Origin of the sequence: Ruegeria marina, from assembly GCF_900101475.1 — a bacterium.
In the GTDB taxonomy this organism is placed as follows: domain Bacteria; phylum Pseudomonadota; class Alphaproteobacteria; order Rhodobacterales; family Rhodobacteraceae; genus Ruegeria_B; species Ruegeria_B marina.
The window spans coordinates 31458-57298 of record NZ_FMZV01000017.1; the positions used below are offsets into that span (position 1 = coordinate 31458).

Annotated in this window: 26 protein-coding genes and 1 pseudogene; 13 read left to right on the forward strand and 14 right to left on the reverse strand. The window is 63.5% G+C overall.

Features of this window, described 5'->3' with window-relative positions:
• The first annotated feature begins 7 nt into the window (after window positions 1-7).
• The 3 genes and pseudogenes from dxs to BLT75_RS25365 all read left to right on the forward strand — a co-directional run bounded on the left by dxs (window position 8) and on the right by BLT75_RS25365 (window position 3029).
• Window positions 8-1936, forward strand: a complete 1929-nt coding sequence (dxs, locus tag BLT75_RS19360; RefSeq protein WP_093035851.1) for a 1-deoxy-D-xylulose-5-phosphate synthase — start codon at window positions 8-10, stop codon at window positions 1934-1936.
• Window positions 1937-2048: 112 nt separating this feature from the next.
• A pseudogene (locus BLT75_RS25360) lies at window positions 2049-2423 on the forward strand (nuclear transport factor 2 family protein); the annotation flags it as partial.
• A gap of 105 nt (window positions 2424-2528) precedes the next feature.
• Complete coding sequence (locus tag BLT75_RS25365; protein ID WP_483880120.1) at window positions 2529-3029, forward strand: adenylate/guanylate cyclase domain-containing protein; 501 nt, start codon at window positions 2529-2531, stop codon at window positions 3027-3029.
• Window positions 3030-3163: 134 nt separating this feature from the next.
• Here the strand turns inward: BLT75_RS25365 and BLT75_RS19375 are convergent, their stop codons facing one another.
• The gene (locus BLT75_RS19375) at window positions 3164-4009 is read right to left on the reverse strand and encodes an SDR family oxidoreductase (protein WP_093035857.1); all 846 of its coding nucleotides are present in this window, start codon (window positions 4007-4009) and stop codon (window positions 3164-3166) included.
• An 88-nt stretch (window positions 4010-4097) separates the two neighbouring features.
• Here BLT75_RS19375 and BLT75_RS19380 point away from each other — a divergent pair, with 88 nt between their 5' ends.
• Window positions 4098-4730 (forward strand): class I SAM-dependent DNA methyltransferase, encoded by a 633-nt coding sequence (locus BLT75_RS19380; protein WP_093035860.1) that lies wholly within the window; start codon window positions 4098-4100, stop codon window positions 4728-4730.
• Between the two features lie 37 nt (window positions 4731-4767).
• Here BLT75_RS19380 and queF read toward each other — a convergent pair whose 3' ends face one another.
• From queF to BLT75_RS19410, 6 genes are all read right to left on the reverse strand, one after another.
• Window positions 4768-5235: a preQ(1) synthase gene (queF, locus tag BLT75_RS19385; protein ID WP_093035863.1), complete on the reverse strand. Its 468-nt coding sequence runs from the start codon at window positions 5233-5235 to the stop codon at window positions 4768-4770.
• Window positions 5236-5255: 20 nt separating this feature from the next.
• On the reverse strand, window positions 5256-5975 hold the full coding sequence (queE, locus tag BLT75_RS19390) for a 7-carboxy-7-deazaguanine synthase QueE (RefSeq protein ID WP_176828139.1): 720 nt from the start codon (window positions 5973-5975) through the stop codon (window positions 5256-5258).
• Window positions 5972-6328, reverse strand: coding sequence for a 6-carboxytetrahydropterin synthase QueD (gene queD / locus BLT75_RS19395; protein WP_093035869.1), 357 nt, complete (start codon window positions 6326-6328; stop codon window positions 5972-5974). Before queD ends, queE begins: the two co-directional genes overlap by 4 nt.
• Complete coding sequence (gene queC / locus BLT75_RS19400; RefSeq protein ID WP_093036072.1) at window positions 6328-7020, reverse strand: 7-cyano-7-deazaguanine synthase QueC; 693 nt, start codon at window positions 7018-7020, stop codon at window positions 6328-6330. Before queC ends, queD begins: the two co-directional genes overlap by 1 nt.
• A gap of 171 nt (window positions 7021-7191) precedes the next feature.
• Window positions 7192-8181 (reverse strand): sterol desaturase family protein, encoded by a 990-nt coding sequence (locus BLT75_RS19405; RefSeq protein ID WP_093036076.1) that lies wholly within the window; start codon window positions 8179-8181, stop codon window positions 7192-7194.
• A 78-nt stretch (window positions 8182-8259) separates the two neighbouring features.
• Entirely contained in the window at window positions 8260-9015 is a 756-nt protein-coding gene (locus BLT75_RS19410; protein ID WP_093035872.1) for a class II aldolase and adducin N-terminal domain-containing protein, read from the reverse strand.
• A gap of 120 nt (window positions 9016-9135) precedes the next feature.
• On the opposite strand from BLT75_RS19410, the gene BLT75_RS19415 reads away from it, so the two are divergent.
• A complete protein-coding gene (locus BLT75_RS19415; protein WP_093035875.1) occupies window positions 9136-10008 on the forward strand; it encodes a LysR family transcriptional regulator in 873 nt (290 codons plus the stop codon).
• 92 nt (window positions 10009-10100) lie between these two features.
• On the opposite strand, the gene BLT75_RS19420 is transcribed toward BLT75_RS19415, so the two are convergent.
• Window positions 10101-10529, reverse strand: coding sequence for a VOC family protein (locus BLT75_RS19420; protein WP_093035878.1), 429 nt, complete (start codon window positions 10527-10529; stop codon window positions 10101-10103).
• Between the two features lie 110 nt (window positions 10530-10639).
• On the opposite strand from BLT75_RS19420, the gene ade reads away from it, so the two are divergent.
• The 6 genes from ade to BLT75_RS19450 all read left to right on the forward strand — a co-directional run bounded on the left by ade (window position 10640) and on the right by BLT75_RS19450 (window position 18218).
• Entirely contained in the window at window positions 10640-12442 is a 1803-nt protein-coding gene (ade, locus tag BLT75_RS19425) for an adenine deaminase (protein ID WP_093035881.1), read from the forward strand.
• Window positions 12439-13902, forward strand: a complete 1464-nt coding sequence (locus BLT75_RS19430; protein ID WP_093035884.1) for an AMP nucleosidase — start codon at window positions 12439-12441, stop codon at window positions 13900-13902. Before ade ends, BLT75_RS19430 begins: the two co-directional genes overlap by 4 nt.
• Window positions 13903-14033: 131 nt before the next feature.
• The gene (locus tag BLT75_RS19435) at window positions 14034-14321 is read left to right on the forward strand and encodes an HU family DNA-binding protein (RefSeq protein WP_093036079.1); all 288 of its coding nucleotides are present in this window, start codon (window positions 14034-14036) and stop codon (window positions 14319-14321) included.
• Between the two features lie 120 nt (window positions 14322-14441).
• On the forward strand, window positions 14442-15863 hold the full coding sequence (locus BLT75_RS19440; protein ID WP_093035887.1) for a M20 family metallopeptidase: 1422 nt from the start codon (window positions 14442-14444) through the stop codon (window positions 15861-15863).
• A 119-nt stretch (window positions 15864-15982) separates the two neighbouring features.
• A complete protein-coding gene (locus BLT75_RS19445) occupies window positions 15983-17275 on the forward strand; it encodes a tetratricopeptide repeat protein (protein ID WP_093035890.1) in 1293 nt (430 codons plus the stop codon).
• Between the two features lie 64 nt (window positions 17276-17339).
• A complete protein-coding gene (locus BLT75_RS19450) occupies window positions 17340-18218 on the forward strand; it encodes a DMT family transporter (RefSeq protein ID WP_093035893.1) in 879 nt (292 codons plus the stop codon).
• On the opposite strand, the gene BLT75_RS19455 is transcribed toward BLT75_RS19450, so the two are convergent.
• Window positions 18215-18736 (reverse strand): glutathione peroxidase, encoded by a 522-nt coding sequence (locus BLT75_RS19455; protein ID WP_093035896.1) that lies wholly within the window; start codon window positions 18734-18736, stop codon window positions 18215-18217. The two genes, BLT75_RS19450 and BLT75_RS19455, sit on opposite strands and share 4 nt — an antisense overlap.
• A 139-nt stretch (window positions 18737-18875) precedes the next feature.
• On the opposite strand from BLT75_RS19455, the gene msrB reads away from it, so the two are divergent.
• Window positions 18876-19325: a peptide-methionine (R)-S-oxide reductase MsrB gene (gene msrB, locus BLT75_RS19460; protein ID WP_093036082.1), complete on the forward strand. Its 450-nt coding sequence runs from the start codon at window positions 18876-18878 to the stop codon at window positions 19323-19325.
• The gene (msrA, locus tag BLT75_RS19465; RefSeq protein ID WP_093035900.1) at window positions 19322-19834 is read left to right on the forward strand and encodes a peptide-methionine (S)-S-oxide reductase MsrA; all 513 of its coding nucleotides are present in this window, start codon (window positions 19322-19324) and stop codon (window positions 19832-19834) included. The genes msrB and msrA overlap by 4 nt, the downstream gene beginning before the upstream one ends.
• 139 nt (window positions 19835-19973) lie before the next feature.
• Here msrA and BLT75_RS19470 read toward each other — a convergent pair whose 3' ends face one another.
• The 5 genes from BLT75_RS19470 to BLT75_RS19490 all read right to left on the reverse strand — a co-directional run bounded on the left by BLT75_RS19470 (window position 19974) and on the right by BLT75_RS19490 (window position 25826).
• Entirely contained in the window at window positions 19974-21977 is a 2004-nt protein-coding gene (locus tag BLT75_RS19470) for a hydantoinase/oxoprolinase N-terminal domain-containing protein (protein ID WP_093035903.1), read from the reverse strand.
• A 42-nt stretch (window positions 21978-22019) separates the two neighbouring features.
• Complete coding sequence (gene queG, locus BLT75_RS19475) at window positions 22020-23081, reverse strand: tRNA epoxyqueuosine(34) reductase QueG (RefSeq protein ID WP_093035906.1); 1062 nt, start codon at window positions 23079-23081, stop codon at window positions 22020-22022.
• Window positions 23082-23156: 75 nt separating this feature from the next.
• Window positions 23157-23822 (reverse strand): FtsZ-binding protein FzlA, encoded by a 666-nt coding sequence (gene fzlA / locus BLT75_RS19480; RefSeq protein ID WP_093035909.1) that lies wholly within the window; start codon window positions 23820-23822, stop codon window positions 23157-23159.
• A gap of 281 nt (window positions 23823-24103) precedes the next feature.
• Window positions 24104-24778, reverse strand: coding sequence for a monofunctional biosynthetic peptidoglycan transglycosylase (mtgA, locus tag BLT75_RS19485; protein WP_245706588.1), 675 nt, complete (start codon window positions 24776-24778; stop codon window positions 24104-24106).
• A 106-nt stretch (window positions 24779-24884) separates the two neighbouring features.
• On the reverse strand, window positions 24885-25826 hold the full coding sequence (locus BLT75_RS19490; RefSeq protein WP_093035915.1) for a Hint domain-containing protein: 942 nt from the start codon (window positions 25824-25826) through the stop codon (window positions 24885-24887).
• Window positions 25827-25841: the final 15 nt, after the last annotated feature.

Consider the following 25841-nt stretch of genomic DNA (forward strand, 5'->3'; position numbering starts at 1 on the left):
GGACGCCATGCCTGACCGCCCGCATACCCCGCTTCTTGACCAGGTGACCCGTCCGGCGGACCTGAAACGGTTCTCCGACGCGCAGCTGACCCAACTGGCAAGCGAACTGCGCGCCGAAACCGTCTCGGCCGTGTCGGTCACCGGCGGCCACCTGGGCGCGGGGCTTGGCGTGGTGGAACTGACCGTGGCGCTGCACGCTGTCTTTGACACACCGCGCGACAAGGTGATTTGGGACGTCGGCCATCAGTGCTATCCGCACAAGATCCTGACCGAACGCCGCGACCGTATCCGCACGCTGCGCGCAAAGGACGGGCTGTCAGGCTTCACCAAGCGCTCCGAGTCGCCTTATGACCCCTTTGGCGCCGCGCACAGCTCTACCTCGATCAGCGCGGCACTGGGCTTTGCCGTGGCCCGCGACCTGGGCGGCGTGACGCCCGAGGGGCTGGGTGACGCCATTGCGGTGATTGGCGACGGCTCGATGTCCGCCGGCATGGCCTTCGAGGCGATGAACAACGCCGGCCACCTGAAAAAGCGCCTCATCGTCATCCTCAACGACAACGAGATGTCGATCGCCCCGCCGACCGGCGCGCTCTCGACCTATCTCTCGCGCCTCTACACCGAAGCCCCCTTTCACGAGCTGAAGGCCGCCGCCAAGGGCGCGGTGTCGCTCTTGCCTGAACCCTTCCGCGAAGGCGCCAAACGCGCCAAGGAGATGCTCAAGGGCATGGCCGTGGGCGGCACCTTGTTCGAGGAACTGGGGTTCTCCTACATCGGTCCCATCGACGGGCACGATCTGAGTCAGCTGCTGCCCGTCCTGCGCACCATCAAGGCCCGCGCCACCGGCCCGATCCTGCTGCATGTGCTGACCAAAAAGGGCAAGGGCTATGCCCCCGCCGAACGCGCCCGCGACCGGGGCCATGCCACCGCGAAATTCGACGTGGTCACCGGCAAGCAGCACAAGGCCCCCTCCAACGCGCCCTCCTATACCTCGGTTTTCGGCAAGGCGCTGGTCGATCAGGCCGCACGCGACGACAAGATTGTCGCCGTCACCGCCGCCATGCCCGATGGCACCGGGCTGAACCTCTTTGCCGAACGCTACCCCTCGCGCTGTTTCGACGTGGGCATAGCGGAACAGCACGGCGTGACCTTCTCCGCCGCGCTGGCCGCAGGCGGCATGAAACCCTTCTGCGCGATGTATTCGACCTTCCTCCAGCGCGGCTATGACCAGGTGGTGCATGATGTCGCGATCCAGCGTCTGCCGGTGCGTTTCGCCATCGACCGGGCTGGGCTGGTCGGTGCCGACGGTGCCACCCATGCCGGCAGTTTCGACATCGCCTACATGGCCAACCTGCCGGGCATGGTGGTGATGGCCGCCGCGGACGAGGCCGAACTGGTGCACATGGTCGCCACCGCCGCCGCGCATGACGACGGCCCCATCGCCTTCCGTTATCCGCGCGGCGAGGGCGTGGGCGTCGAAATGCCCGAACAGGGCGAGGTGCTGGAAATCGGCAAGGGCCGGATGATCCAGCAAGGCGCCCGCGTGGCGATCCTGTCCTTTGGCACAAGGCTGGCCGAGGTGCAAAAGGCCGCCGAGGCGCTGGCGGCCAAGGGAATCACCCCCACCATCGCCGACGCCCGCTTCGCCAAACCGCTCGACCGCGACCTGATCCTGCAACTGGCTCATGACCACGAGGCGTTGATCACCATCGAAGAAGGCGCCGTTGGCGGCTTTGGCAGTCACGTGGCGCAACTGCTCTCGGACGAGGGCGTGTTCGACCATGGGCTGAAATTCCGCTCGATGGTCCTGCCCGACACGTTCATCGACCAGTCCAGCCCCGAGGATATGTACACCACCGCCGCCATGAACGCCCCCCAGATCGAGGCCAAGGTGCTCGAGGTGCTGGGCGTAGCGAAGATCGGGGAAAAGCGGGCGTAAACGCCTCTCCGGGTTCCCCTTCCCGGTGTTTCGGACATCGTGCCCGAAAGGAGTGCAGGGCAGGCCGGCTTCGGCCTTCCCGGAAAGTATCGAACAGCCGATCATGGCTGGAATGTCAGACGTTGTCCGCGCCTCGCCGGAACTTGCCGCCATCGTGGAACGATGGATCAACGCCTATGGCAATGGAGATGGGGAAACGGTCGAGCATCTCTTCTCCGAAGAAACCGCTCTATCCTATTTCGGCTCTGCCGAGGGCGAGTACTGGCGCGACGACGCATTGCGGCGCAGTTTTGCAAGCTAAATTGGCGAGGTTCCCCGGTTCCGCTGGAAACCGGCCGAAATCTGCGGATATGAATGCGGGTCGATCAGCTGGGTCGAGTGGCAGGCCGAGATCGAAGCGATCAAGACCGGCCAAACCCTAGGGATGCGGTCGACCGTGATCTTCAGGCTCGCGAAAGGCACGTGGAAGATCATCCATGTTCACAACTCGCTCCCTGTCAACAACGTCAAAGGCTTCGGCTACGAGGCGCGGGGGTTCGAGGAACTTCTCGACGCGGCCCTGTCCTCACCCTACGAACTGGGGCCAAGCGGCATGGCATCGGTGATGTTCACCGACATCGCGGACAGTACGCGGATCGCCGAGACCATCGGGGACCACCTTTGGACCGAGGCAGTGCGCCGGCATCTGCGCCTGATCCAGAAACATAACGTCGAAGGCGGAGGAAAGGTCGTCAAATCGCTCGGGGATGGCGTGATGTCGAGCTTTTCCTCGGCCCGAGCGGCCTTGTCGACCGCCAGGATGATTCAGCGCGCGAACTCGGCAGAGACGACAGAACCGAAACTCCAGGTTCGCATCAGTGTACACACGGGCGAAGTGATGGCATCCGACAGCGACCATTTCGGAACCGTCGTCAACAAGGCCGCGAGAATTGCCGCGTTGGCCGCACCCGGTGACATCTGCGTATCGGATGCCACCCGGATCATGGTCGGCGGAGCGACCGACTTTGTATTCCACGATCAGATGACGGTTCCGTTGAAGGCGCTGGAAGGCGAACATTCACTCTGTAAGCTGAGTTGGCGAGACCGGGGATGATCCCGATAACCGAACGCCTTGTTCTACGGCGTCCGAAGTTCGGCACGGACGGTGCCTGAACTCCGTTTCAAAACGGCCAATTGCCGTCTCGGACCAAGTGCAAAACGGTCAAGATACCTGTGCATTGGCGTACATCACCCCTCTTGCGCCAGCGCCTCCAGCCCGATCCTGTAATTGGGATATTTCAGCGTGACGCCCAGTTCATTCTTGATGCGGTCATTTCGCACCCGCTTGTTTTCGCTGTAGAAACTGCGCGCCATCGGGGTCAGGTCGGCCTTGTCGAAATCCACCGCGGGCGGCAGGGGGAGGCCCTGCAACTCGGCCGCATAGGCGATCACATCCTGCGGCGGCACCGGTTCGTCATCGCAGACATTGTAGATCGTACCGGGGTTCGGCCGATCCATGGAGGCCGATAAAACCTGAGCTATATCAGCAACATGAATGCGCGAGAACACCTGTCCCGGCTTGATGATCCGGCGGATGCCGCCCTTGCCCAGCTTGGAAAACGGCCCTCGTCCGGGACCATAGATTCCGGCCAGCCGAAAGATGTGAACCGGCAGATCGGGCACCGCCTGCCATTGCTGTTCGGCCATCACCCGCCAGCGTCCCCGTGCTGCGGTCGGCGCGACCGGCGTGGTCTCGTCGACCCAGGCACCGTCGTGATCGCCATAGACGGCGGTGGTGGATAGATAGCCAACCCATTGAAATTGATTTGCTCTTTTCGCGATCTCGTCCCCCAGTGCCGCGAGGATCGGATCGCCCGAGGCATCGGGCGCCGTCGAGATCAGCAGATGCGTAACGCCGTCAAGGGTCACGTCGCTGCCCGGCCACAGCACCGGTTCCGCGCCGGCCTGCCGGATCTCCTCCAGTTGATCGGGGTTGCGGGTGGTGCCGATGATCCGCCAGCCGCGCGGCGCCAGCAGCCGTGACAGCGCCCGAGCCGAGTATCCGTGTCCAAAGGAAAGAAGCGTACTTGTCATGTCCCATTGATGCGATCCGCCGCCGGAACAATCAAGCGTGTGATCGCCGCACTTGATTCGAATCTGTCATTGAGCCTTTCATTTGTACATGAGTACAAAAACACCAGACCTGACCGCCGCCTACGGCCTCAAAACCCCTGACGACAACCGCAAGCTCTATGCCGAGTGGGCCGGGGACTATGACGACGGCTTTGCCGCGCGCGAGGATTACCAGCTTCCGATGCACACCGCGCGCGCTTTCGTCGCGGCAGGTGGTCAGGGGCCTGTCCTGGATGTCGGCGCGGGCACGGGATTGTGCGGCGCCGTACTGTCCGGGTTCGGGGTCGGCCCCCTCGACGCCACCGACATCAGTGCCGAGATGCTGGCGCAGGCCATGCGCAAGGATATCTACCGCGATGCCATCGAAGCTGACTTGAACCTGGGCATTCCTGTCCCGCGCGACAGCTATTCGGGGGTCGTGTCCTCGGGCACCTTCACCCATGGCCATCTGGGTCCCGAGGTCCTGCATGCACTTCTGCGTGTCGCCCGCCCAGGCGCACAATTCGCGATCTCGATCAACGCCGCGCATTTTGTGGAAAAGGGGTTCGACTTTGCGCTGCGCCGGATGGCACAAGGGCAGATCGAGAACCTCAAACTGCCCCAGGTTCGCATCTATGGCGACCTGGCCGCCGGCCCGCACAAGGACGACATGGCCTATATTGCCCTGTTCGAGAAGTCCTAGGCGCGTAGGCCCGGTTCCCGTTCTCACGCGATGCGCTTCAGCCGCGCCCGCGGTAGGTCGGCACGCCCTGATCGGGGATCCACACACCCGGCAACTCAGGTCCGGTCTGATAGAACACGTCGATCGGCATACCACCGCGCGGATACCAGTAGGCGCCGACCCGCAGCCATTTGGGGGTCAGCGTCTCGACAAGGCGCTTGCCGATGGAAACGCTGCAATCCTCGTGAAACGCACCGTGATTGCGGAATGAGCCCAGATACAGTTTCAGCGACTTGCTCTCGACCAGCCAGTCGCCCGGCACGTAGTCGATCACGATATGGGCGAAATCGGGCTGCGCCGTCAGCGGACAGAGCGAGGTGAACTCGGGCGCGGTAAAGCGCACCGCGTAATCGGTGCCCGCCTGCGGGTTGGGCACCTTTTCCAGCACCGCCTCTTCGGGCGAGTTCGGCAGCTCGGTCTTGCCGCCCAATTGGGTCAGGTTTGCATAGATGTCCTGATTTACCATTTGATACTCCTTCCGGCGTCTCAGACGCCGCGCTTGTTGCCCCAGACCAGCACATGCAGCTGCGGCAGAATTGTAGGGGTGAACCAGCGGTCGGCCAGTGCCCGCCCGATCAGCCATTCGTACCGGGCCATGATGCCGTCCATGTCGATGGCGGCATCATGCTCGTCCGGGGGCGGTGGCGTGTGGTTGCCCGGTTGCAGATAGATCGGCAGATGCGGATAGCGCGCCGCCACCTCGCGCGCCCACAGGTAATCGGCCTCGTCGAACACGACGATCTTGATTACCGTTACCGCGTTGCGGGCCTGCGCGATACAGTCCCCGAACCGCTCCCAGTCCACCGTTTCGCCCGACGAAGGCGGTTTCGGGCTCAGGATCAGGGGAGACAGTTCCCTGAACCAGTTCCGCGCGACAGAGCCTTGGGTCTCCAGCGCAAAGCGATAGCCCTGCTCCTTGCCCATCTCGATCAGCGGGCCGAAATCCTGGATCGCGGGATTGCCACCCGACAGTGATACCGTCAGCGGCACCCCGCCCGAGAGACGCTCGACCTCGGCCCAGACCTCCTCGGTCGTCATCGGAGCCCATGTGTCGCGATAGGCGCTGTCCACCGCATGCAGGCTGTCGCACCAGGCACAGCGGTAATCGCAACCGCCCGCCCGGACGAACACGGTGGGCGCGCCAATGACCGCGCCCTCGCCCTGAATGGTGGGGCCGAAAATCTCGGCAATGCGCAACGTGGTCATGGCCGGTACTCGGCCCAGGTCTTGGGCGTTTCACTGACCCGCACAGCGCTGGTTTCCGGCCAGCGCGCCTTGCAGAAATCATAGACTTCTTTCGCCAGCCGCTCGGACGTGACCATGTCATGACCGAACACTTCGTTCAGGTGGCGGTGGTCCAGCGCATCGTCGATCCAGGTCTTGAGCGGTTTCAACGCGCGGTAATCGCGTACGAACCCGTTGGCATCCAGCTCGGCCGAGGCCAGCTCGACCTCGACGATATAGTTGTGCCCATGCAGTCGGGCGCAGGGGTGATCGTCGGGCAGATGGCAGAGCTGGTGCGAGGCCGAGAAATGGAACTCCTTGGTGATCCGGTACATTAGCGCCCCTCCACCGCCGCGCGCCAGAACTCGGGGTCGGCATAGGCTGTCGGGTCCGTGACGCCCGCCAGATGAAACGCCTCGCGCCGTTCGACGCAGGTGCCGCAGCGGCCGCAATGCACCTCGCCCCCCTTGTAGCAGGACCAGGTATCGGCAAAGGGCGTGTTGTGCCGCGCCCCCTCGGTCACGATGGCCGATTTCGGCACATGCACGAAGGGGGTGTAGAGCCGGACATTGGCATAGCCGTCCAGCGCCTGCGCCTGCATCGCTTCGAACGCCTGGGTAAAGGCCGGGCGGCAATCGGGATATATGAAGTGGTCGCCGCCATGCACGGCGGTCGCCACCGCGTCGGCCTGTTTGGCGGCGGCGATGCCAAAGGCGATGGCCAGCATGATCGCATTGCGGTTGGGCACCACGGTGATCCTCATGGTGTCCTCGGCGTAATGCCCGTCGGGGACATCCACATCGTCGGTCAGCGCGCTGCCCGACAGATGCGCGCCGATCTGGCGCATGTCGATCAGGTCATGCGGCACGCCCAGACGCGCTGCGCATCGTGCGGCGAATTCCAGTTCCTTGTGGTGACGCTGACCGTAGTCGAAAGAAATAAGGCCGATCAGTTCCTGCTCGGCGGCCACCTTGTGGGCCAGCGATACCGAATCCAATCCGCCGGAGCAGATGACAAGTGTCTTCACGTTCGGGTCCCTTGTTTTCATTAGCCGGGTAGGCTGCGACCGGCGCCCGGATGATCCGGGCCGATAGCCTGTAACAGAGGGGAAGGGCAAAGGTAAAGACCCAGCACCTGCCCCGGCGAAAACGTGAAGGTCCGCCCAAGCGGGCGGCCCTCCCAAACCGGTGGAGCGAGTTCAGGTATACATCTGCTTTTTATACGCACGGGTCCGCGTGGTTGCCTCGGCGCTGCCATCGTGGAAGGTGCCGAACCACTTGTCGAACGGGATTTCCGAGGTGCCGTAGTTGCACTCGAAATACCGGTGATGCAGTTGATGAAAGAAGTCGCCGGTCTTGGCCGCTTCGGTCTTGCCGGCCTTGATCTTCTCGAACCCCGAATGCGACAGGATCGGGCTGACCTGCTGGAAGTAGATATGGAACAGCAGGTGCAGGGGATGCGACGGCACCACCAGGTGGATGAAATAGGTCGTGAAATAGAGGATGTTCTCGTACCAGTGATTCGAGATCCCGGACCACGGCCCGATGTTGACGTTGCGGTGATGCACCGCGTGCACGTGTTTGTAGAGCTTCGGGTGATGCTCCAGCCGGTGCACCCAGTAGAAATGCAGTCCCGACCACATCGGGATGAAGAACAGCCAGACCACGAACCAGACTGGTCCTTGAGCCCAGGTCACGGTGGGGACCCAGCCATTGGCCATGACCCAGTAGATCAGCCATTGATAGACCGTACAGACGGTCATCGCGCTGCCCAGCGTCCACCAGATATTGTCCCGGACCTGGTTGCGAAAGGTGAAGGTGCCGTTGTCCTGGGTCAGATCGCGGCGGTCGAACTTCTTGTACATGCCCTGACCCTTGCGCATGTAAAGCCACCAGTGCAGCGCGCCCGCCACCAGGATCTGCGGCACCATGTTCAAAAGCCACACCCGGACCATCCAGCCGGGCGCGAAGCTTTGCATCGCCTCCAGCGGTGGCAGGAACCAGGCATAGGTCGCTATGGCGAGCGCCAAACAGAGTGTCAGCGAGGTCAGCTGAAGCCACGCCCCGCGATACCACCGCAGCACCGCCGCCGGGCGCGGCGGCCAGCTGAACAGCGGGTTCAGCCCGACGGGGTTTTCAGGGCGATAATTCCAGCGTGCCGCCTCGGCGTCCTGACTGAAATCCGTCATGGTCGTGCCTCGTGTTTGGACAAGCCCCTTCATCCGGCCCCACTGGGCCGGTTCGGGAAGGTTGCGATTTGCAAATGTTCAGCTTGCGTAGGTGGACCCTTCGGCGTCCAGAACGGCCTTGACCTCGCGTAGATGCGCTTCGGCCTGACCGGGATAGTCGTCGAGTTCCTGCGCGGTCTTTTCGGCGATCTCGTCGCTCAGCATCCGCAGCGGGCGACCCGTTTGCAGGGCGCGGATGTAGGTCTCGGCGGCGCGCTCGAAGTAGTAGAGCCGATTCAGCGTATCGCCCACGTCGCTGCCGATCACCAGCACGCCGTGGTTGCCCATGATCATCACCCGCTTCTTCGGGTCGCTCAGCATCGAGGCACAGCGTTCCCCCTCGCTTTCAAAGGCCAGCCCGCCGAATTCATCGTCGATCACATAGCGGTTGTAGAAGGTCGCCGTGTTCTGGTCGATGGGTGGCAAGGTGCTGTCGGCGAGCGACGCCAGCACGGTGGCAAAGATCGAATGCACATGCATCACGCAACGCGCATGCGGACAGCGGCGATGGATCGAACCATGCAGACCCCAGGCCGTCGGATCGGGCGCGCCGGGCAGGTCCATCGTCGCGGGGTCGTTGGCGTCGAGCAGGAGCAGATCCGACGCCCGGATACGCGCGAAATGCATCTGGTTCGGGTTCATCAGGAATCGGGTGCCCTCTGGGTTCACCGCAAGGCTGAAATGATTGGCAACCCCTTCGTGCATGTTCAGCCGCTCGATCCAGCGAAAGGACGCGGCCAGATCGACGCGGTCCTGCCAATGGTCGATATTGGGGCGCAGGCTGGTGACGGACATGGGTGTGCTCCTGATCTCGTGTGGCATTCGGGTCGCCCAAAACCTGCCTTTTGACGTCAGGTTTGACCAACGAAAAATTTGCCTGTTTCACATTAGAAATACTTATGACAAGGTTATGGGATGCAGAACCCCCTTCCCCCGCTGGGCTGGTTGCGCACCTTCGAGGCCGCCGCCCGCCACCTGTCGTTCACCGGTGCGGCGCGCGACCTGAACATGACGCAAAGTGCTGTCAGCCAGCAGATCAAGGCGCTTGAAACACATCTGGGCCAGCCGCTGTTTCACCGTCGGCCCCGGGCGCTGGAACTGACCGAGGCCGGGATCACCTATCTGCCGGTGGTGCGCGAGGCGTTCCGCACCCTGATCCGGGGCACGCGTGCGGTGACCGGCGACCGGCAGAACACGGTGCAGGTGCAATGCAACATCACCTTTGCCGTCAACTGGCTGGGGCCACGCTTGCCCCGGTTTCGTGCGCTGCATCCGGATGTGCATCTGAACATCTTCACCGAACTGTGGGAGCCGCGCGAGATGGCCGAAGGCGCGGCGGTCGAGATCCGCTATTCGCTGCGCCCCGCAGATACGGTGCGCACCGAACTCTTGCGCACGGATCATTACTATCCGGTCTGCGCTCCCGATTACCCGGTGACATTGGAGACGCTGGCGGCACAACCGCTTTATGATTGTTCCAACCTGCTGTCGAACTGGGCGACCTGGGCCGAGGAACAGGGGCTGGCATGGCCCGATCCGCCGATCACCCATGCCACCACCTACATGGTCGGCCTGTCGGTGGCGATGGCCGGGGGCGGGCTGTGTCTGGCGCATGACACCATCGCGCGCGGCCTGATCGGGCAGGGCCGGCTGGCCGCCCCCTTTTCGCACCGGGCGGCGATGCCCGAAGCCTATTACCTGCTTCTCTCGCCACAGGCCGAGGAAACCCCCGGAGCCTTGGCCTTTGCCGACTGGATCCGGGAAGAGATTGCCCGGGAAACTGGGTGACCGGATCAGGGAGTCCTCCCGCCCGTCGTCGATGCCGCTGACGCGACACCTCCTCCCGTTGGGCCGGGCAGCGCGCCTGTGGCGCGCTGCGGTCAGTCGGTATCCTTGGGTCGGCTGGGCACCCAGGCATAGCCATCGGAACACAGGATATAGGCTTCGCGCAGACCGTGCGGCTTGTCCGTCGGCGCCTGCAATATAGTGGCGCCCAATCCTTTGGCTCGTTCAAACGCCCTGTCCGGATCGCTGTCATAGAGCCTGATCTCGATACCGGCGCCGCGCGGCGGGTTTTCCGGCAGCAGACCCAGCAACGGATTGGAGTGATAGGTTCCGTCGCGATGCAACTGGAACACCTGATCGCCATAGTTAACGATGGCGAAATCCGCAGTGATCCGGTGACAGGACATGTCGAAGACGCCTTTCAAAAAGGCGCAGGTGGCGGGAACATCCCGCACCAGCAGGTTCAGGCCGATACCGCGCAAGGACCGGCCGAAACCGTCAGCATCTATCGTTTCATAGTCCATTCCGGAAACCTTGATGGCGATTGATGGCAAGTCAACCGGGTTGAATGAAGCTTTTGCGAAACCATTTTTGCGGGGCTTGCACCCGGCCCCGGTTTCGGAAAAGCTGCGCCATGGAATACAAGACCTTCCCCGATTGGGCCGATGTGGCCCCCCGACTTATCGACGTGGCCGCAGGCCGCGCCCCGGCAGATACGATCATCCGTGACGGTATCTGGGTCAACGTCCACACGCGCGAAACCTTGCCGAACCACTCCATCGCCATCGCCGAAGGCCGGATCGCCTTTGTCGGTCCCGATGCCAGCCACTGCATCGGCCCCGGCACCCGGATCATCGAGGCGAACGGACGTCACATGATCCCGGGCCTGTGCGATGGACACATGCATATCGAAAGCGGCATGCTGACCCCGGCGGAATTCGCCGCCGCCGTCATTCCGCATGGCACCACGACCATGTTCACCGACCCGCACGAGATCGCCAATGTGTTGGGCCTCACGGGTGTGCGGATGATGCATGACGAGGCGCTGATGCAGCCCGTCAACATCTTTACCCAGATGCCGTCCTGTGCGCCCTCGGCGCCGGGTCTGGAAACCACAGGGTACGAGATCACGCCCGAGGATGTGGCCGAGGCGATGACCTGGCCCGGCATCATCGGCCTGGGCGAGATGATGAACTTTCCCGGCGTCACCAATGCCGACCCCAAGATGCTGGCAGAGATTGCCGCCACACAGCGCGCGGGCAAGACGGTGGGCGGGCATTACGCCTCGCCCGACCTGGGTCCGGCCTTTGCCGCCTATGTAGCGGGCGGGCCTGCGGACGACCACGAAGGCACCTGCGAGGCGGACGCCATCGCCCGGGTGCGGCAGGGCATGCGCAGCATGATGCGGCTGGGCAGCGCCTGGTATGACGTGGAAACCCAGATCACCGCGGTGACGGAAAAGGGGCTCGACCCGCGCAACTTCATCCTGTGTACCGACGATTGCCATTCGGCCACGCTGGTAAACGACGGGCATATGAACCGGGTGGTGCGCCATGCCATCGCCTGTGGCTGCGACCCGCTGGTGGCGCTGCAGATGGCCACGATCAACACGGCCACCCATTTCGGGCTGGAGCGCGAACTGGGCTCCATCACGCCGGGCCGCCGGGCCGATGTGATCCTGACCTCGGACCTGCGCGAATTGCCCGTCGAACTGGTGATCGCACGCGGGCAGGTGGTGGCCGAAAACGGCAGGATCATCGTGGACTGTCCGCATTACGACTGGCCCGACACGGCCCGCAACACCGTGCATCTGGGCCATACGCTCAGCGCGACCGATTTCGAGATCAAGGCCCCCACCGGCGCCAACCGGGTGCGCGCCAATGTGATCGGCGTGGTGGAAAACCAGGCGCCCACCAGGGCACTCAAGGCGGAGCTGCCGATCATCGGCGGGCTGGTCGAGGGCGAGGGCGATGTCTGCCAGATCGCGCTGGTGGAACGCCACCGCGCCACCGGCGGCGTCACCAACGCCTTTGTCTCGGGCTTCGGCTACAGGGGCCGGATGGCCATGGCCTCGACCGTGGCGCATGACAGCCATCACATGATCGTGGTGGGCACCGACCGCGACCAGATGGCGCTGGCCGCGAACCGGCTGGCCGAGGTCGGCGGCGGCATCACCATCTGGCGCGACGGGCAGGAACTGGCGCTTGTGGAACTGCCCATCGCCGGTCTGATGTCCGACAGCCCCGCCGCCGAGGTTGCCGCCAAGGCACAGAAGATGGTCGAGGCGATGGTCGCCTGCGGCTGCACGCTGAACAACGCCTACATGCAGCATTCGCTGCTGGCGCTGGTGGTGATCCCCGAATTGCGCATCTCGGACCTGGGCCTGGTCGATGTCCGCACCTTTGAAAAGATCGACCTGCTGGAGCCGCTTGCATGACCCGTTTGATCACGCCTCAGATGCCCGAGGCCGAACTGTTCACCAATGCCGAGGCCGCCGTGGATCGTTTGCAGGCGTTGTATGAACAGGCAACCGGATTTTTGGGCGACAGCTTCGCACGCGCGATGCAGAAGTTCGAACCGGGAACCCGCTACCGCGCCTTTTACCCCGAAATACGGTTCACGAATTCTTCTTATGCGCAGGTCGACAGCCGACTCAGCTTTGGTCACGTTTCGCAACCCGGCACCCATGCCACGACAGTCACCCGGCCCGATCTGTTTCGCGCCTATCTGACCCAGCAGATCGGCCTGTTGATCCGCAATCACGGTCAGCCGGTGCAGATCGGTCCATCGAACACACCGATCCCGTTGCATTTCGCCGTGGCGAACACGCCTGACCTGATTGTCCCGCACGAAGGCGCTGCTGGTTTCACGTTGCGCGACGTGTTCGACGTGCCCGACCTGGCCACCACCAATGACGATATCGTCAACGGCACCCATGTGTCCGAAGATGGCTCGGGCCCGTTGTCACTGTTCACGGCGCAACGGGTAGACTACTCCCTTGCCCGGCTGGCGCATTACACCGCCACGGACCCCGAGCATTTCCAGAACCACGTCCTGTTCACGAACTACCAGTTTTACGTGTCCGAATTCGAAGCCTATGCCCGAACGCAACTGGCCGATCCGGACAGCGGTTATACCAGTTTCGTCAGCACGGGAAACATCGAGATCTCGTCGCCGGATGCACCGCTGGATACGCCTGCCAAGCTGCCGCAGATGCCATGCTATCACCTGAAACGCGAGGATGGCTCTGGCATCACCCTGGTCAACATCGGCGTCGGCCCGTCCAATGCAAAAACGGCGACGGACCACATTGCCGTTCTGCGGCCGCACGCTTGGCTGATGGTCGGCCATTGCGCGGGGCTGCGCAATACCCAGGCGCTGGGCGACTTCGTTCTGGCCCATGCCTATCTGCGCGAGGACCATGTGCTGGATGACGATCTGCCGGTCTGGGTGCCGATCCCGGCGCTGGCCGAAATCCAGATCGCGCTGGAACAGGCCGTGGCCGAGGTGACAAGACTTTCGGGCTACGACCTGAAACGGATCATGCGCACGGGCACGGTCGCCACCATCGACAATCGCAACTGGGAACTGCGCGACCAGTCCGGCCCGGTCCAGCGGCTCAGCCAGTCGCGGGCCATAGCGCTGGACATGGAAAGCGCCACCATCGCCGCCAACGGCTACCGGTTCAGGGTGCCCTACGGCACCTTGCTGTGCGTCAGCGACAAACCGCTGCATGGTGAACTCAAGCTGCCGGGAATGGCTTCCGCCTTCTATACGACCCAGGTCAGCCGCCACTTGCACATCGGAATCCGGGCTATGGAGGCGCTGCGCGGAATGCCTTTGGAACGGCTCCACAGCCGAAAACTGCGTTCCTTCGACGAAACAGCCTTCCTCTGAGCGTGAAAAACGCCAAAAATCCCCTATTTTCGGGTTTTCTGGTGCTACTATTCGTTGTGTTTGATCACAAGATAAAGTTAGATTGCCGCGATGAGGCCCAATGGATCGGGCACGAAAAAGGAGACCAAGAAATGGCAAAGCCTATGACCAAGACTCAGCTCGTCGCCGCACTGGCCGAGGAAATGGGCAGTGACAAGAAAACCGCCGGCATGGCGCTGGACGCCATCGGCGCGCTGATCACCCGCGAAGTGGCAGGCGGTGGTGCCGTGACCCTGCCGGGTGTCGGCAAGATCTATTGCCGCGAGCGTCCCGAGCGTCAGGTTCGCAATCCCGCCACCGGTGAATCCTTCACCAAGGAAGCGGACAAGGTCGTCAAGGTGACCATCGCCAAGGCCCTGAAGGACAGCGTCAACGGCTGATCCCTGCCGAATCCCAAGCACAAGGCCGCCCCCGAGGCGGCCTTTTTTCATTTTCGGACAGGGCATGTTTACCTGAACCGATTTCCGGCGCAGGGTTGCGGTGTAACCCGGAGTAACGCCATGAACGAACATCCAGTATGGTCCTATGTCCATCGCGCGCAGGGCGACCTGCACGCCTTGTCGAATGCCGTATGGGCAACGCCCGAAACCTGCTATGCGGAGACGCGCTCGGCGGCGGCCCATGTGGCCGAGTTGAAACGGCAGGGGTTCACGGTCACCGAAAACATCGCCGGTATCCCGACGGCGATCATGGGTGAGGCCGGCGAAGGCGGGCCCGTCATCGCCTTTCTCGGCGAATACGACGCGCTGGCCGGATTGAGCCAGATCGCCGATCTGGTCGAGCGCAAACCGATGGAACAGGGCGCCAATGGCCATGGCTGCGGCCACAACCTGCTGGGCTCGGCCGCGATGCTGGCGGCGGTCGCGGTGCGCGACTGGTTGCGCGACACCGGCACGCCGGGGCGCGTGCGCTACTATGGCTGCCCGGCCGAAGAGGGCGGCGCCGGCAAGACCTTCATGGTGCGCGACGGCGCATTCGCCGATGTCGACATCGCCATCTCGTGGCATCCGCATTCCATCCCGGCCGTGATGCTGGGCAGTTCGCTGGCCAATGCCCGCGTCGATTTCTCCTTCACCGGCCGCGCCTCGCATGCCGCCGCCTCGCCCCACTTGGGGCGCAGCGCGCTCGATGCGATGGAACTGATGAACGTCGGCGTCAACTACCTGCGCGAACACATGCCCGACAGCGCCCGCATCCATTACGCGATCATCGACGGCGGAGGGATCTCGCCCAATGTGGTGCAGGGCGAGACCAAGGTCCGCTACGTGGTGCGGGACAAGACCGCGCCCGAGATGCTGAAACTGCTCGCGCGGGTGCGCAAGGTGGCGCAAGGCGCTGCGCTGATGACCGAGACCGAGGTGCAGGACGAGGTGCTGGCCGCCGTGTCAAACCTGATCCCGAACGACCCGCTCTGCGCCGCAATGCAGCGCAATCTCGACCTGCTGGGCCCGCCCCCGTTCGACGATCTGGACCGCGCCTATGCCGCCCGGTTCCAGGCGACCATGACCGAAGAGGACATCGCCACCGCCTATGAAAGCGTCGGCATGCGCCCGCGCGCCGATCTTGCCCTGCCCGATTTCGTGGTGCCCGAGGGCACGCCGGTACCGGCGCTTGCCGGGTCCACGGATGTGGCCGATGTCAGCTGGGTGGTCCCCACGGTTCAGCTCTGGGGCGCGACTTATGCAATCGGCACCCCGTTCCACTCGTGGCAGATGGTGGCCCAGGGCAAGAGCCCGCTGGCGCTGAAAGGCATGACGCATGCCGCCGCCGTCATGGCCGCGACCGGTGTCGACGCGATTCTTGATTCCGACTTGCGCAAGCGCGCCCGCGATGACCTTGCCGCGCGGGTCGGCCCGCAGGGATATGTCTGCCCGCTGCCGTCGGAAGCCGAACCGCCTGTTGCCGCCATGGCAGGAAAATAGCTGCGGTCTGGCGCCTGCGTCACGGAACTATCGTTTGGCCCCGGCTATCCGACGCGGCATAGTGCCGGCAACATGCCGCGGCGGCCTGCCGCCGATACGCACCGTTCGGGAGAAGACACATGACCCTGCGCGACGCATACGGGAATCCGCTTTCGACCGGCAGCACCACTGCTGTCGACCACTACGATCAGGCGGTCAGGCTGTTTCTGGCTGGCCAGTTCGGCGCGGTTTCCGAGTTCGAGAATGCCGTTGCAGCCGATCCCGGTTTTTCCCTGGGCCATGCCGGCCTCGCTCGCGCGCGCATGATGTCCGGCGACATGCCGGGGGTCAGGGCGGCGATCGCCACGGCGCTCGAGCTTGCGCCACATGCCGACACGCGCGAACAACAGCACATCGAAGCCATGAATCTCTTGCTGGGCGGCCAACCAAGGGCCGCGCGGCAGGTGGTGCTGGCGCATGTTCGCGACTACCCGCGCGACGCCATGGCCGCACAGCTCTGCACCAATATCTTCGGCCTGATCGGCTTTTCAGGCGAGGTCGGGCGCGAGGCGGAGCTGCTCGCCTATACATCGGCCCTGCTGCCCCATTACGGCGAGGACTGGTGGATGATGTCGATGCATGCCTTGTCGCTCTGCGAAACCGGGCAAGTCGACGCTTCGCTGCGGCTGATGGAGAAATCGCTGGCGCTCAACCCGGACAACGCCAACGGCTCGCACTTCAAGGCCCATGCGCTTTACGAGGCGGGCGACATGGCCGCTGGCCGAACCTATCTGGCCGACTGGATGCGTGGCTATGACGACCGCGCCGTTCTGCACGGGCACCTGTCCTGGCACCAGGCGCTCTGGGCGCTGCATGACGGCGACGAGGCCGAGATGTGGGCGCTGGTGGATCGCAGCATCGGCCCCGGCGCCGCCAAGGGCCTGCCGATCAACGTGCTGACCGATACCGCCGCCATCCTCTATCGCGCCGAACTGGCCGGGGTCGCGGTGGACCCGATGCGCTGGACCGCGATCAGCGACTATGCCGCTCGCTTCTTTCCCGAGACCGGCCAGAGTTTTGCCGACATGCATGCCGCCCTTGCACATGCGATGGCGGGTCAGGGCGACAGGGTGGTCCATATCGCCGAGACCGCGACGGGATTTGCCGGCGACATGGTGCGCCCCGTCGCCCGCGCCTGGGCCGCAATCGCCAGACAGGACTGGGCCGGCGCGCTTGCGGATCTTGTTCAGGTCCTGGCCACGAACGAACGCCTGGGTGGCAGCCGGGCCCAGCGTGACCTGTTAGAACTGGCTTATGTGAACGTTCTTGTCAGGCTCGGCCTGACGGAGGAGGCGCGGCGCAACCTGAAAGCCCGCCGTCCGGTGCTGTCCTCGGCACCGCCGGTTTCCGATCTCGTCGGAACGGTCGCATAGCCTCTTGCACCCCGGGGCGTTTTCGGAAACTGTCCGCCCGACCGAAGCGAAGGGTAAATAGATCATGGACATGCGTGCCGTCGCGATGGGGCTGGCTTTTGCCTTCATGTGGTCCTCGGCCTTCACCTCGGCCCGGATCATCGTCGCGGATGCCTCGCCGCTCTTCTCGCTGGCCTGCCGGTTCCTGATCTCGGGGCTGATCGGCGTTCTGATCGCGCTGGCCATGGGCCAGTCATGGCGCCTGAGCCGGAACCAGTGGAAGGCCACCATCGTTTTCGGTATCTGCCAGAACGCGCTGTACCTCGGTCTGAACTTCTACGCGATGCAGACGGTCGAGGCATCGCTTGCCGCCATCATCGCCTCGACCATGCCGCTGCTGGTCGCCCTGGCCAGTTGGCTTTTCCTGGGCGAGCGTCTGCCCGCGCTGGGCATTGCCGGGTTGCTGGCCGGTTTCCTGGGCGTGGCGCTGATCATGGGGGAACGGATCAACGCCGGTGTCGATCTGTTCGGCGTGTTCCTGTGCGGACTGGGCGCTTTGGGGCTGGCCGTGGCAACATTGGCACTGCGCGGAGCCACATCGGGCGGCAACTACATGATGGTCGTCGGATTGCAGATGCTGGTCGGATCGGCGATCCTGTTCGTCGCGACCCCTGTTTTCGAAACCGTGTATATCAACCCTACGCTGCCGCTGGCGCTAGCCTTTGCTTATACGACGCTGATCCCCGGCCTGACGGCAACATTCGTCTGGGTGCTGCTGCTGAACCGGATCGGCGCGATCCGTGCCGCGACCTTCCACTTTCTCAATCCGGTATTCGGCGTCGCCATCGCTGCCGCCCTGCTGGGCGAGCGCCTGGGTGCGCTTGATCTTGCCGGTGTTGCCGTAACAACCGCCGGAATCCTCGCGGTGCAGCTTTCCCGGCAGGCTGCGGTGCGCCCGGCCTAATTCAACAGCGCTTCGATCTCGCGACGCATACGGGTGGACTCCGGCCGGACAGCCGAGCCGAATGTCGCGGCAACAGTGCCGTCCGGCCCAACAAGGATCTTGTTGAAGTTCCAGCCCGGCTCGAACCCGGTTTCGGCCTTGACCGCCTTGTAGAACGGATGTGCCTGCGCTCCCTTCACGTGCAGAATATCTGTCATCGGCAAGGTCAGGTCATAATTCAGCGCGCAGAACTCCTTGACCTCTGCCGCCGTCGCCAGTTCCTGGTTGAAGTCATCCGAAGGGACGGCGAGCACCACCAGGCCCTTGTCCTTGTAGGTCTCCCACAAGGTTTGCAGCCCGGCATACTGGCCGGTGAACCCGCATTGCGAGGCGGTGTTGACCACCAGCACCGGCCGCCCGCGCCATTCCTCCATGGACAGGGTACCGCCGTCGATGGACGGGAACACACCTGAGAGCGGCGCGGCCTGAACGGTATGGCCGACAAGCAGAAGAACGGTCAGAAAAACGATCCGAAACATCTTGGTTCTCCTTTCCTGAAGTTTACGTATCAAAGGGACCGCCGGATCAATGCACGTCTGCGCGAGCGACATGAAACAACCCTTTGCTTTCGCCAATCCGATCTCAAATACTGTGCCCAAGACCCTAAGCGGAGGTTCCATGACCCGTTACACCAAATCGCCCGAAGCCCTTGCCGCCCTGACGCCGGAAGAGTTCTACGTGACGCAGCGCAGCGGCACCGAGCGTCCCGGTACCGGCAAGCTCCTGCACCACAAGGAACCGGGCATCTATGTCGACATCGTTTCGGGCGAACCGCTGTTCGCCTCGTCCGACAAGTACGAATCCGGCTGCGGCTGGCCCAGCTTCACCAAACCGATCGAACCGGCGCACGTGACCGAGATCGAAGACCGCACTCACGGCATGATCCGCACCGAGGTCCGTTCGAAACATGGCGACAGCCATCTGGGCCATGTCTTTCCGGACGGACCACGCGACCGGGGCGGGCTGCGCTACTGCATCAACTCGGCCTCGCTCCGCTTCGTCCACCGCGACGACATGGAAGCGGAAGGCTACGGAGACTATATCGACCAGGTGGAGGATATCGCATGACCATTGAACGCGCTGTACTGGCGGGGGGATGTTTCTGGGGGATGCAGGACCTGATCCGCAGGCTCCCCGGCGTACAGTCCACCCGCGTGGGCTATACCGGCGGCGACGTCGCCAACGCCACCTATCGCGACCACGGCACCCATGCCGAAGGGATCGAGATCATGTTCGATCCCGCAAGGATAACCTATCGCGAGCTGCTGGAGTTCTTCTTTCAGATCCACGACCCGACCACCCCGGGCCGTCAGGGCAACGACATCGGCACCAGCTATCGTTCAGCGATCTACTACGTGGACGAGGCCCAGAAAGCCGTCGCCCTCGACACGATCGCGGATGTGGACGCCTCTGGCCTCTGGCCCGGCAAGGTCGTGACCGAGGTGGAACCCGTGGGCGATTTCTGGGAGGCCGAGGATTACCATCAGGACTATCTGGAAAAGCACCCCAATGGCTATACCTGCCATTTCCCGCGCCGGGATTGGGTGCTGCCGAAACGGTCGAATGCCGCTGAATAAAGCCGTCGGGAAATACCTGAAACAGACAGCATCGCCAATGTCACGCGCGGTATTGCATTGGCGATGCAGGGGTTTCCCGAAATGTTCTGAAACCTGAAACGCGATGGGGCGCGCGGCCTTTCCCCCCGCGCGCCCCGTATCAATCGTGCGCCACCCGTGGCCGCCCGCTGGCTTCGACAGTGACGGTCGCCTCGACGAACACTTCGCGCCCTTCGATCGGCACCTGCCGGATATCCCGGGATACCAGTACGCGGATGTCCTCGGCCCCGGCCGCGCGCGCCTCTGCCACGGCCTCGGCCCTCAGAACCTCTTCCAGCAGTTTCAACGCCGCGTCCGACGATCCGAAATCCTGCGGACCTTCTTCCAGATGCACGCGGTAGCGCCCTTCGGACGGCGCCGTGACCGTGCCGGACTTGCGAAAGGTCACACGCCCGACAACCGCGCCGATGGCATTCGCCACGCCGGCGTGTTGCGGCAGGATCATGCCACAGTGCAACCGCTCTCCGACGGTCGGGTAGTAACTCGGCGCAGAGGCGCCCAGCCCCACGACATCGACATCCAGGGCGGCATCGAGCCTGATCAACCCGCGATGTCCCGCAAGGCCCCTTTGGGTCAGGACATGCCGGGCCAGTTGCTCGGGCGGCAGACCGAAATCCGTGCCGTCTTCGGCAAAAGCGGTCTCCAGCAGGGTCAATGCCGTCTGCTCGGTCAGCTGGTCGATGATCATCCGCGCCAATGTCTCCGGCCCGTCCGCCAGCCGCTCACCGCTGCCCGTGCGTTTGCGGGCAAACAGCTCCAGTCCCTTGCGGGCGGCCGCGGCATCCCAGGCGTCGAGCCGGCCCAGTACATGGCTGGCATCCGACGGGGTGATCCCGGACACCTGCACGATGCCGCGGTCGACCAGCCGGGTCAGGGCGCCCTGTTCCATCCGGGTCCGCAGCAGCGCCGACAGCGGCAGGACTTGCGTCCCCAGGCGATCGAGCAGCACCGTTTCGCGCGGGCCGATCCCGTCTGTCGGCACGCCGGGAACCTGCCGGGCAAAGCGGACATCGTACTCGCCCACGGTCGTGGCCCGCAGTTGTTCATCCAGCACGGCATGCACCAGCGCGCCCGCCTCGGTCGCGATCAGCGACACCGGCAGAACCCGGCGCGGGCCAAGCAGGACCCCGCCCTTCAACCCCTCGGCGACCACATGCACCTGGCTGTCGCCGCCCAGGCCATGGGTGCGCATCGCCACTGCCTCGACCATGGTCCGGAACCCGCCCACCTGCGCGCCGGCGGGGTCGATCTTGGGCCGCCCATCCTTGATCAGGGCCACATCCGTCGTCGTCCCGCCGATGTCCGAGACCAGCGCATTCTCGACCCCGGTCAGCCAGCGCGCGCCAACGATCGAGGCCGCGGGGCCACTGAGAATGGTCTCGATCGGCCGTTCCCGCGCCTGTTCCGCGCTCATCAGCGCCCCGTCGCCGCGCACCACCATCATCGGCGCATCGATCCCCAGCTCGGCCAGCGTATCCTGCGCCCGTCCGATCAGGCGGTCGATCATCCCGATCAGGCGCGCGTTCAAGACCGCCGTCACCGCCCGTTTCGGGCCATTGAGCTTGGCGGACAACTGGTGCGAGCACGTGACCGGCGCGGTGGTCCGTTCGGCGATCAGACGCGCGGCCTCCAGTTCATGCGCCGGATTGCGCGTCGCGAATTGTGCGGCCACAGCAAAACCCGAAATTCCCTTGTTTGAATCCAGAAAGGCTTCTAACGCCGCCAGATCCAGCGGCGCGACCTCGCTGCCCGCATGGCTGTGCCCGCCCGATATGACCAGCGCGGGATCGCCCTTCAACGCGTCGCGCAGGCCATGCTTGTCCAGGTCGCCTTCGGCGAAGCCGATATAGATCAGCGCCACCCGGCCGCCCTGGCCTTCGACCAGCGCATTGGTGGCAAGCGTGGTCGACAGGGAGGCTAGCCCGATCTGCCCGGCCGACACACCGGCCTCATCCATCACCGCCCGAATGGCCTGCCCGACCCCGATCGCCAGATCCGACCGGGTGGTCAGCGCCTTGGCCGAGGCGATCACCTCGCGCTCGTCGCGGATCAGCACCGCATCCGTGTATGTACCGCCCGTATCAACGCCCAATGACAGTGTCATCCGGGTCCTCCATTCTGTTGGCTCGGGCCTGAATACCGGCTTTCAGCGACACGTCCCGCCTGTTTGCGGCACTTGCTTCAGCTTCTCGACCGCCCAGCGTGCGGCATCGGCGACGGTAGCGTCCGGATCGCCTGTCAACCCCTGCGCAGCCGGGAGCAATTCGGCCATCCCGGAATTGCCGATGGCGTAAAGCACGTTCCGCACGAACCGGTCGCGCCCGATACGCTTGATCGGCGAGCCCGAAAACATCGCGCGGAACCCGGCATCGTCCAGCTGCACGAGCGCGGCCAGACGCGGCGCGGTCAGCTCCTCGCGCGCCGCATGTCGCAGGTCGCTGGCGGCGACCGCGAACTTGTTCCACGGGCAGACGGCCAGGCAATCGTCGCAGCCGTAGATGCGGTTCCCCAGCTTTTCCCGCAATTCCTCGTCCACCGGCCCCTTGTGCTCGATCGTCAGGTAGGAAATGCAGCGCCGCGCATCCAGCCGGTAGGGCGCCGGAAAGGCTCCGGTCGGACAGACATCCAGGCAGGCGCGGCACGACCCGCAGTTGTCCCGCTCGGGTTCATCCGCGGGCAGGTCGAGTGTGGTGAAAACGGACCCTAGAAAGGCCCAATTGCCCCAGTCGCGGCTCACCAGGTTGGTATGTTTGCCCTGCCAGCCCAGTCCGGCCGCCTGTCCCAGCGGCTTTTCCGGAACCGGGGCGGTATCGACGAACACCTTCACCTCGCCGCCCGCCTCGGCGATCAGCCAGCGTGCCAGCCGTTTCAGGCGCTTCTTGACCAGGTCGTGATAATCCCTGTTGCGCGCATAGACCGATATCGCGCCCCGGTCCGGCCGGCCGACGACCGCCATCGGGTCCTCCTGCGGAGTATAGCTTTCCGCCAGCATGATCACGGATCGCGCCTCGGGCCACAGCGCAGCAGGGTTGCCGCGCCATTCCATCCGCTCCGCCATCCAGCCCATCTGCCCGTGATACCCGGCGGCGACAAAACTCGCCAGCCGCGCGGGCACCTCCGGCACGTCCCAGGGGCGGCAGATCCGGCAGGCCACGAAACCCTCCTGCAGGGCCATCGCAACCAGTTTCTGTTTCAGCTCCCGGCTCATGCTTCTTTCTGGTCCCAAATACTCCGGGGGAGTCGCCCGGCACGGGCGACGGGGGCAGCGCCCCCCCGAACCCGATCAGAAGTCGAGATCGGCATAATGCGGCGGCGGCCGGAACCCGGGCACCTGATCCGCCAGGATCGACCGGAACGATGGCCGCGACTTGATCTTGGCATACCAGTCCTTGACCACCTGGCTGCGGTTCCAGTCCACATCCGAGATATAGTCGAGCGCCGACAGATGTGCGGCGGCGGCGAAATCGGCCAGGGTCATCTGGTCGCCCGCCAGCCAGCGGCGGTGATCCAGCAGCCAGGCCATGTAATCGAGGTGATACTTGATCGCCCGCGCCCCGTCCTTGACATTGCGGCTGTCGGGATAGCCCTGACCGGTGACCTTCTTGTTCACCCGCTCATACAGCAGTTTCGATGTCACCTCGTTGTGGAACTTGTCATCGAACCAGCTTACCAGCCGGCGCACCTCGTAACGTCCATCGGCATCCCTGGGCATCAGGGCGGGATCCGGGCGGGTTTCCTCGATATACTCGCAGATTGCCCCGCTCTCGGCCAGCATCCGCCCGTCCAGTTTCAGAACCGGAACCTTGCCGGCGGGATTGCGGCGCAGGAAATCCGGATCGGCTTCCCAATAGCGTTCCTCGACCAGTTCGACCTCGATCTTCTTTTCGGCCAGCGACAGGCGCACCTTGCGGCAGAACGGAGAAAGGGGAACGTGAAAGAGGCGCGCCATGGTGATCCGGATGATTAAAAATCTTGCCTGTCAGCAATAGCCTTGCCGGCAGTACAAGTGCAAGTTCCCCTGCACGCCTCGGGCAGACCGTCGCTGGTCAGCCGCACATAAGCGAGACGCGGTTGCACATGAGTGCATCCGCTGGTTGGCCCGGATGCGGACAGAGAATGAACAACCCGATATATGCATGCCAACCTATTACGGCTTGGGACAAAGCGATTGCCCGTCATTGAATATCACAGGGTGCGCTTCCTGACATTCAGGCTTGATACCGACCAGGCTCATTCGAAACAATCCGCGCGCCCGTCCGCCTTGATGGTCGCTGCTCCGTCCATGATGGAGGCCGCTCGTTTCTGCAACCGACCGGATGGTCTGGAGGCCGAACGTTCCTTTGGGTTGGGAAGCACGGCGGCCAGCCGTGCCGCCTGCACCGGACTCAACTTGTCCGGTTCCACTCCGAAGTAATGCCGAGACGCGGCGGCCACTCCGAAAACGCCTTCATCCATCTCGGCCACGTTCAGATAAACCTCGATGATGCGCCGTTTCGACCAGAGCAGTTCGACCATCGGAGTGATCCCGGTTTCCAACGCCTTGCGAGGCCAGCTGCGTCCTTGCCAGAGGAACACATTCTTGACCACCTGCTGTGAAATGGTCGATGCGCCGCGTCCCCCACCTTCGTCGATTGCGGCCCTGATCGCGTTGACGTCAAATCCCCAATGCAGGCAGAAATTCGCGTCCTCGGCAGCAACAACGGATCGCGCCATGACCGGTGCCACGTCTTCGAGAGATACCCAGTCCCGTTCTACCGCCCCCAGCCGCCGATACTCGCTCCAGATGGTATGGGTCACGGGTGGATTGATGAACGAGAACAGCAGGACAAGTAAAACAAGCAGGCCAAAGACCGCAAGCAGGGCAAGACCCGCCCAGCGCATGATGCGCTTGCTGATCCTGCTCATGATACTGGCCTGGGGGGCCTTTTTCTTTCTGGATTTTGCTGTCCGCTTGGCCATGGACGAGTATTAGCCCAGTTCTCTTGCGACCAAAACGGTCAAAGCAACCCGCTCAAGCGGCGGTCAATAAACGGACCTCGGAGGTTTTGGCGACCCTGCGGGCAGTTTGCCAGCCTTGTCGGTTCAAATTCGCGAGATGTGGAAACAGACCTGTTTCCGCGTCTCCCGACGTCGCGTCGTTGCATTGAAATGCGCCGGGGAAATAGCTTTCGGTGGGGATGCCCTCGGAGAACACGATCTCATGCTGCGCGAACAGCAGATGGTAGTAGGAAACCTTGTGGCGCGGCACGATTCGTATCGTTGTGTCGTTCACCAGCATTTGGGCCGGGGCAAAAACCTCTTGTACTCCACAGACAAGTTCAGTCTGCCAGCCCGAGAGCAACATGCGATGCTGCTGGCTGACCACCAGATCGCGAAAATTTCCCAGGGCGCCCGCCTTGAACACTACTGGTGCCAGGGCCCCTTCACCACGAACCGTGGTGTGCGCTAGATGCGCAAGGGGCTGAAATCCGTTGTCCAGCGTCCGGACCATGTCGCCCGGGCGCAAGGTTTCAACCGGGACGGGTCCGCCTTCGACCTCGATGAACGTGCCCGCAGCAAAGCAGGCGAAACCGGGAAACCAGTTTGTCGAGGTCGTGTCGAGCGTGCCGATCGTAAGTTGGGTGTTGCCATTCTGGAGATCGGGCAGGTCGTCGAAATCGGCATTCATGTCCAGGGCGACGGTCATGAAATTGCCGTCACCCAAATCGATCCTGATGAAGGAGGCACACTGACCAGGGTCACCGCGTACGTCTCCGACACCCAGGTATTGATAGCTCAGCAGCGTCAGCCCGCCGTCAAACGAAACGTATTCTCCTGACAGCGGATCATTCAACTGCGTATCGACATCGACAAATGTCAGAACGCTCGTAGAGTTGTTCACGATATTGATCGTTCCGCCATTAACGAACGGGTCTCCGTTCACGTTCTGCGCGGTCAACGTGATATTCGCCATTTCTCTGCTCCGCCC

What these genes read in the sequence shown, in the direction of transcription:
- BLT75_RS19470 (WP_093035903.1), bottom strand. Translation starts at nt 21,977, where the DNA reads ATGACACTGTCATTGGGCGTTGATACGGGCGGTACATACACGGATGCG.
- queE (WP_176828139.1), bottom strand. Translation starts at nt 5,975, where the DNA reads ATGACCACGTTGCGCATTGCCGAGATTTTCGGCCCCACCATTCAGGGC.
- BLT75_RS19410 (WP_093035872.1), bottom strand. Translation starts at nt 9,015, where the DNA reads ATGTCCGTCACCAGCCTGCGCCCCAATATCGACCATTGGCAGGACCGC.
- queD (WP_093035869.1), bottom strand. Translation starts at nt 6,328, where the DNA reads ATGTACCGGATCACCAAGGAGTTCCATTTCTCGGCCTCGCACCAGCTC.
- fzlA (WP_093035909.1), bottom strand. Translation starts at nt 23,822, where the DNA reads ATGGCGCGCCTCTTTCACGTTCCCCTTTCTCCGTTCTGCCGCAAGGTG.
- msrB (WP_093036082.1), top strand. Translation starts at nt 18,876, where the DNA reads ATGACCCGTTACACCAAATCGCCCGAAGCCCTTGCCGCCCTGACGCCG.
- BLT75_RS19440 (WP_093035887.1), top strand. Translation starts at nt 14,442, where the DNA reads ATGAACGAACATCCAGTATGGTCCTATGTCCATCGCGCGCAGGGCGAC.
- dxs (WP_093035851.1), top strand. Translation starts at nt 8, where the DNA reads ATGCCTGACCGCCCGCATACCCCGCTTCTTGACCAGGTGACCCGTCCG.
- BLT75_RS19455 (WP_093035896.1), bottom strand. Translation starts at nt 18,736, where the DNA reads ATGTTTCGGATCGTTTTTCTGACCGTTCTTCTGCTTGTCGGCCATACC.
- BLT75_RS25365 (WP_483880120.1), top strand. Translation starts at nt 2,529, where the DNA reads ATGGCATCGGTGATGTTCACCGACATCGCGGACAGTACGCGGATCGCC.
- BLT75_RS19415 (WP_093035875.1), top strand. Translation starts at nt 9,136, where the DNA reads ATGCAGAACCCCCTTCCCCCGCTGGGCTGGTTGCGCACCTTCGAGGCC.
- BLT75_RS19435 (WP_093036079.1), top strand. Translation starts at nt 14,034, where the DNA reads ATGGCAAAGCCTATGACCAAGACTCAGCTCGTCGCCGCACTGGCCGAG.
- queG (WP_093035906.1), bottom strand. Translation starts at nt 23,081, where the DNA reads ATGAGCCGGGAGCTGAAACAGAAACTGGTTGCGATGGCCCTGCAGGAG.
- BLT75_RS19490 (WP_093035915.1), bottom strand. Translation starts at nt 25,826, where the DNA reads ATGGCGAATATCACGTTGACCGCGCAGAACGTGAACGGAGACCCGTTC.
- BLT75_RS19430 (WP_093035884.1), top strand. Translation starts at nt 12,439, where the DNA reads ATGACCCGTTTGATCACGCCTCAGATGCCCGAGGCCGAACTGTTCACC.
- mtgA (WP_245706588.1), bottom strand. Translation starts at nt 24,778, where the DNA reads ATGAGCAGGATCAGCAAGCGCATCATGCGCTGGGCGGGTCTTGCCCTG.
- BLT75_RS19405 (WP_093036076.1), bottom strand. Translation starts at nt 8,181, where the DNA reads ATGACGGATTTCAGTCAGGACGCCGAGGCGGCACGCTGGAATTATCGC.
- BLT75_RS19380 (WP_093035860.1), top strand. Translation starts at nt 4,098, where the DNA reads ATGAGTACAAAAACACCAGACCTGACCGCCGCCTACGGCCTCAAAACC.
- BLT75_RS19445 (WP_093035890.1), top strand. Translation starts at nt 15,983, where the DNA reads ATGACCCTGCGCGACGCATACGGGAATCCGCTTTCGACCGGCAGCACC.
- ade (WP_093035881.1), top strand. Translation starts at nt 10,640, where the DNA reads ATGGAATACAAGACCTTCCCCGATTGGGCCGATGTGGCCCCCCGACTT.
- queF (WP_093035863.1), bottom strand. Translation starts at nt 5,235, where the DNA reads ATGGTAAATCAGGACATCTATGCAAACCTGACCCAATTGGGCGGCAAG.
- BLT75_RS19375 (WP_093035857.1), bottom strand. Translation starts at nt 4,009, where the DNA reads ATGACAAGTACGCTTCTTTCCTTTGGACACGGATACTCGGCTCGGGCG.
- msrA (WP_093035900.1), top strand. Translation starts at nt 19,322, where the DNA reads ATGACCATTGAACGCGCTGTACTGGCGGGGGGATGTTTCTGGGGGATG.
- BLT75_RS19420 (WP_093035878.1), bottom strand. Translation starts at nt 10,529, where the DNA reads ATGGACTATGAAACGATAGATGCTGACGGTTTCGGCCGGTCCTTGCGC.
- BLT75_RS19450 (WP_093035893.1), top strand. Translation starts at nt 17,340, where the DNA reads ATGGACATGCGTGCCGTCGCGATGGGGCTGGCTTTTGCCTTCATGTGG.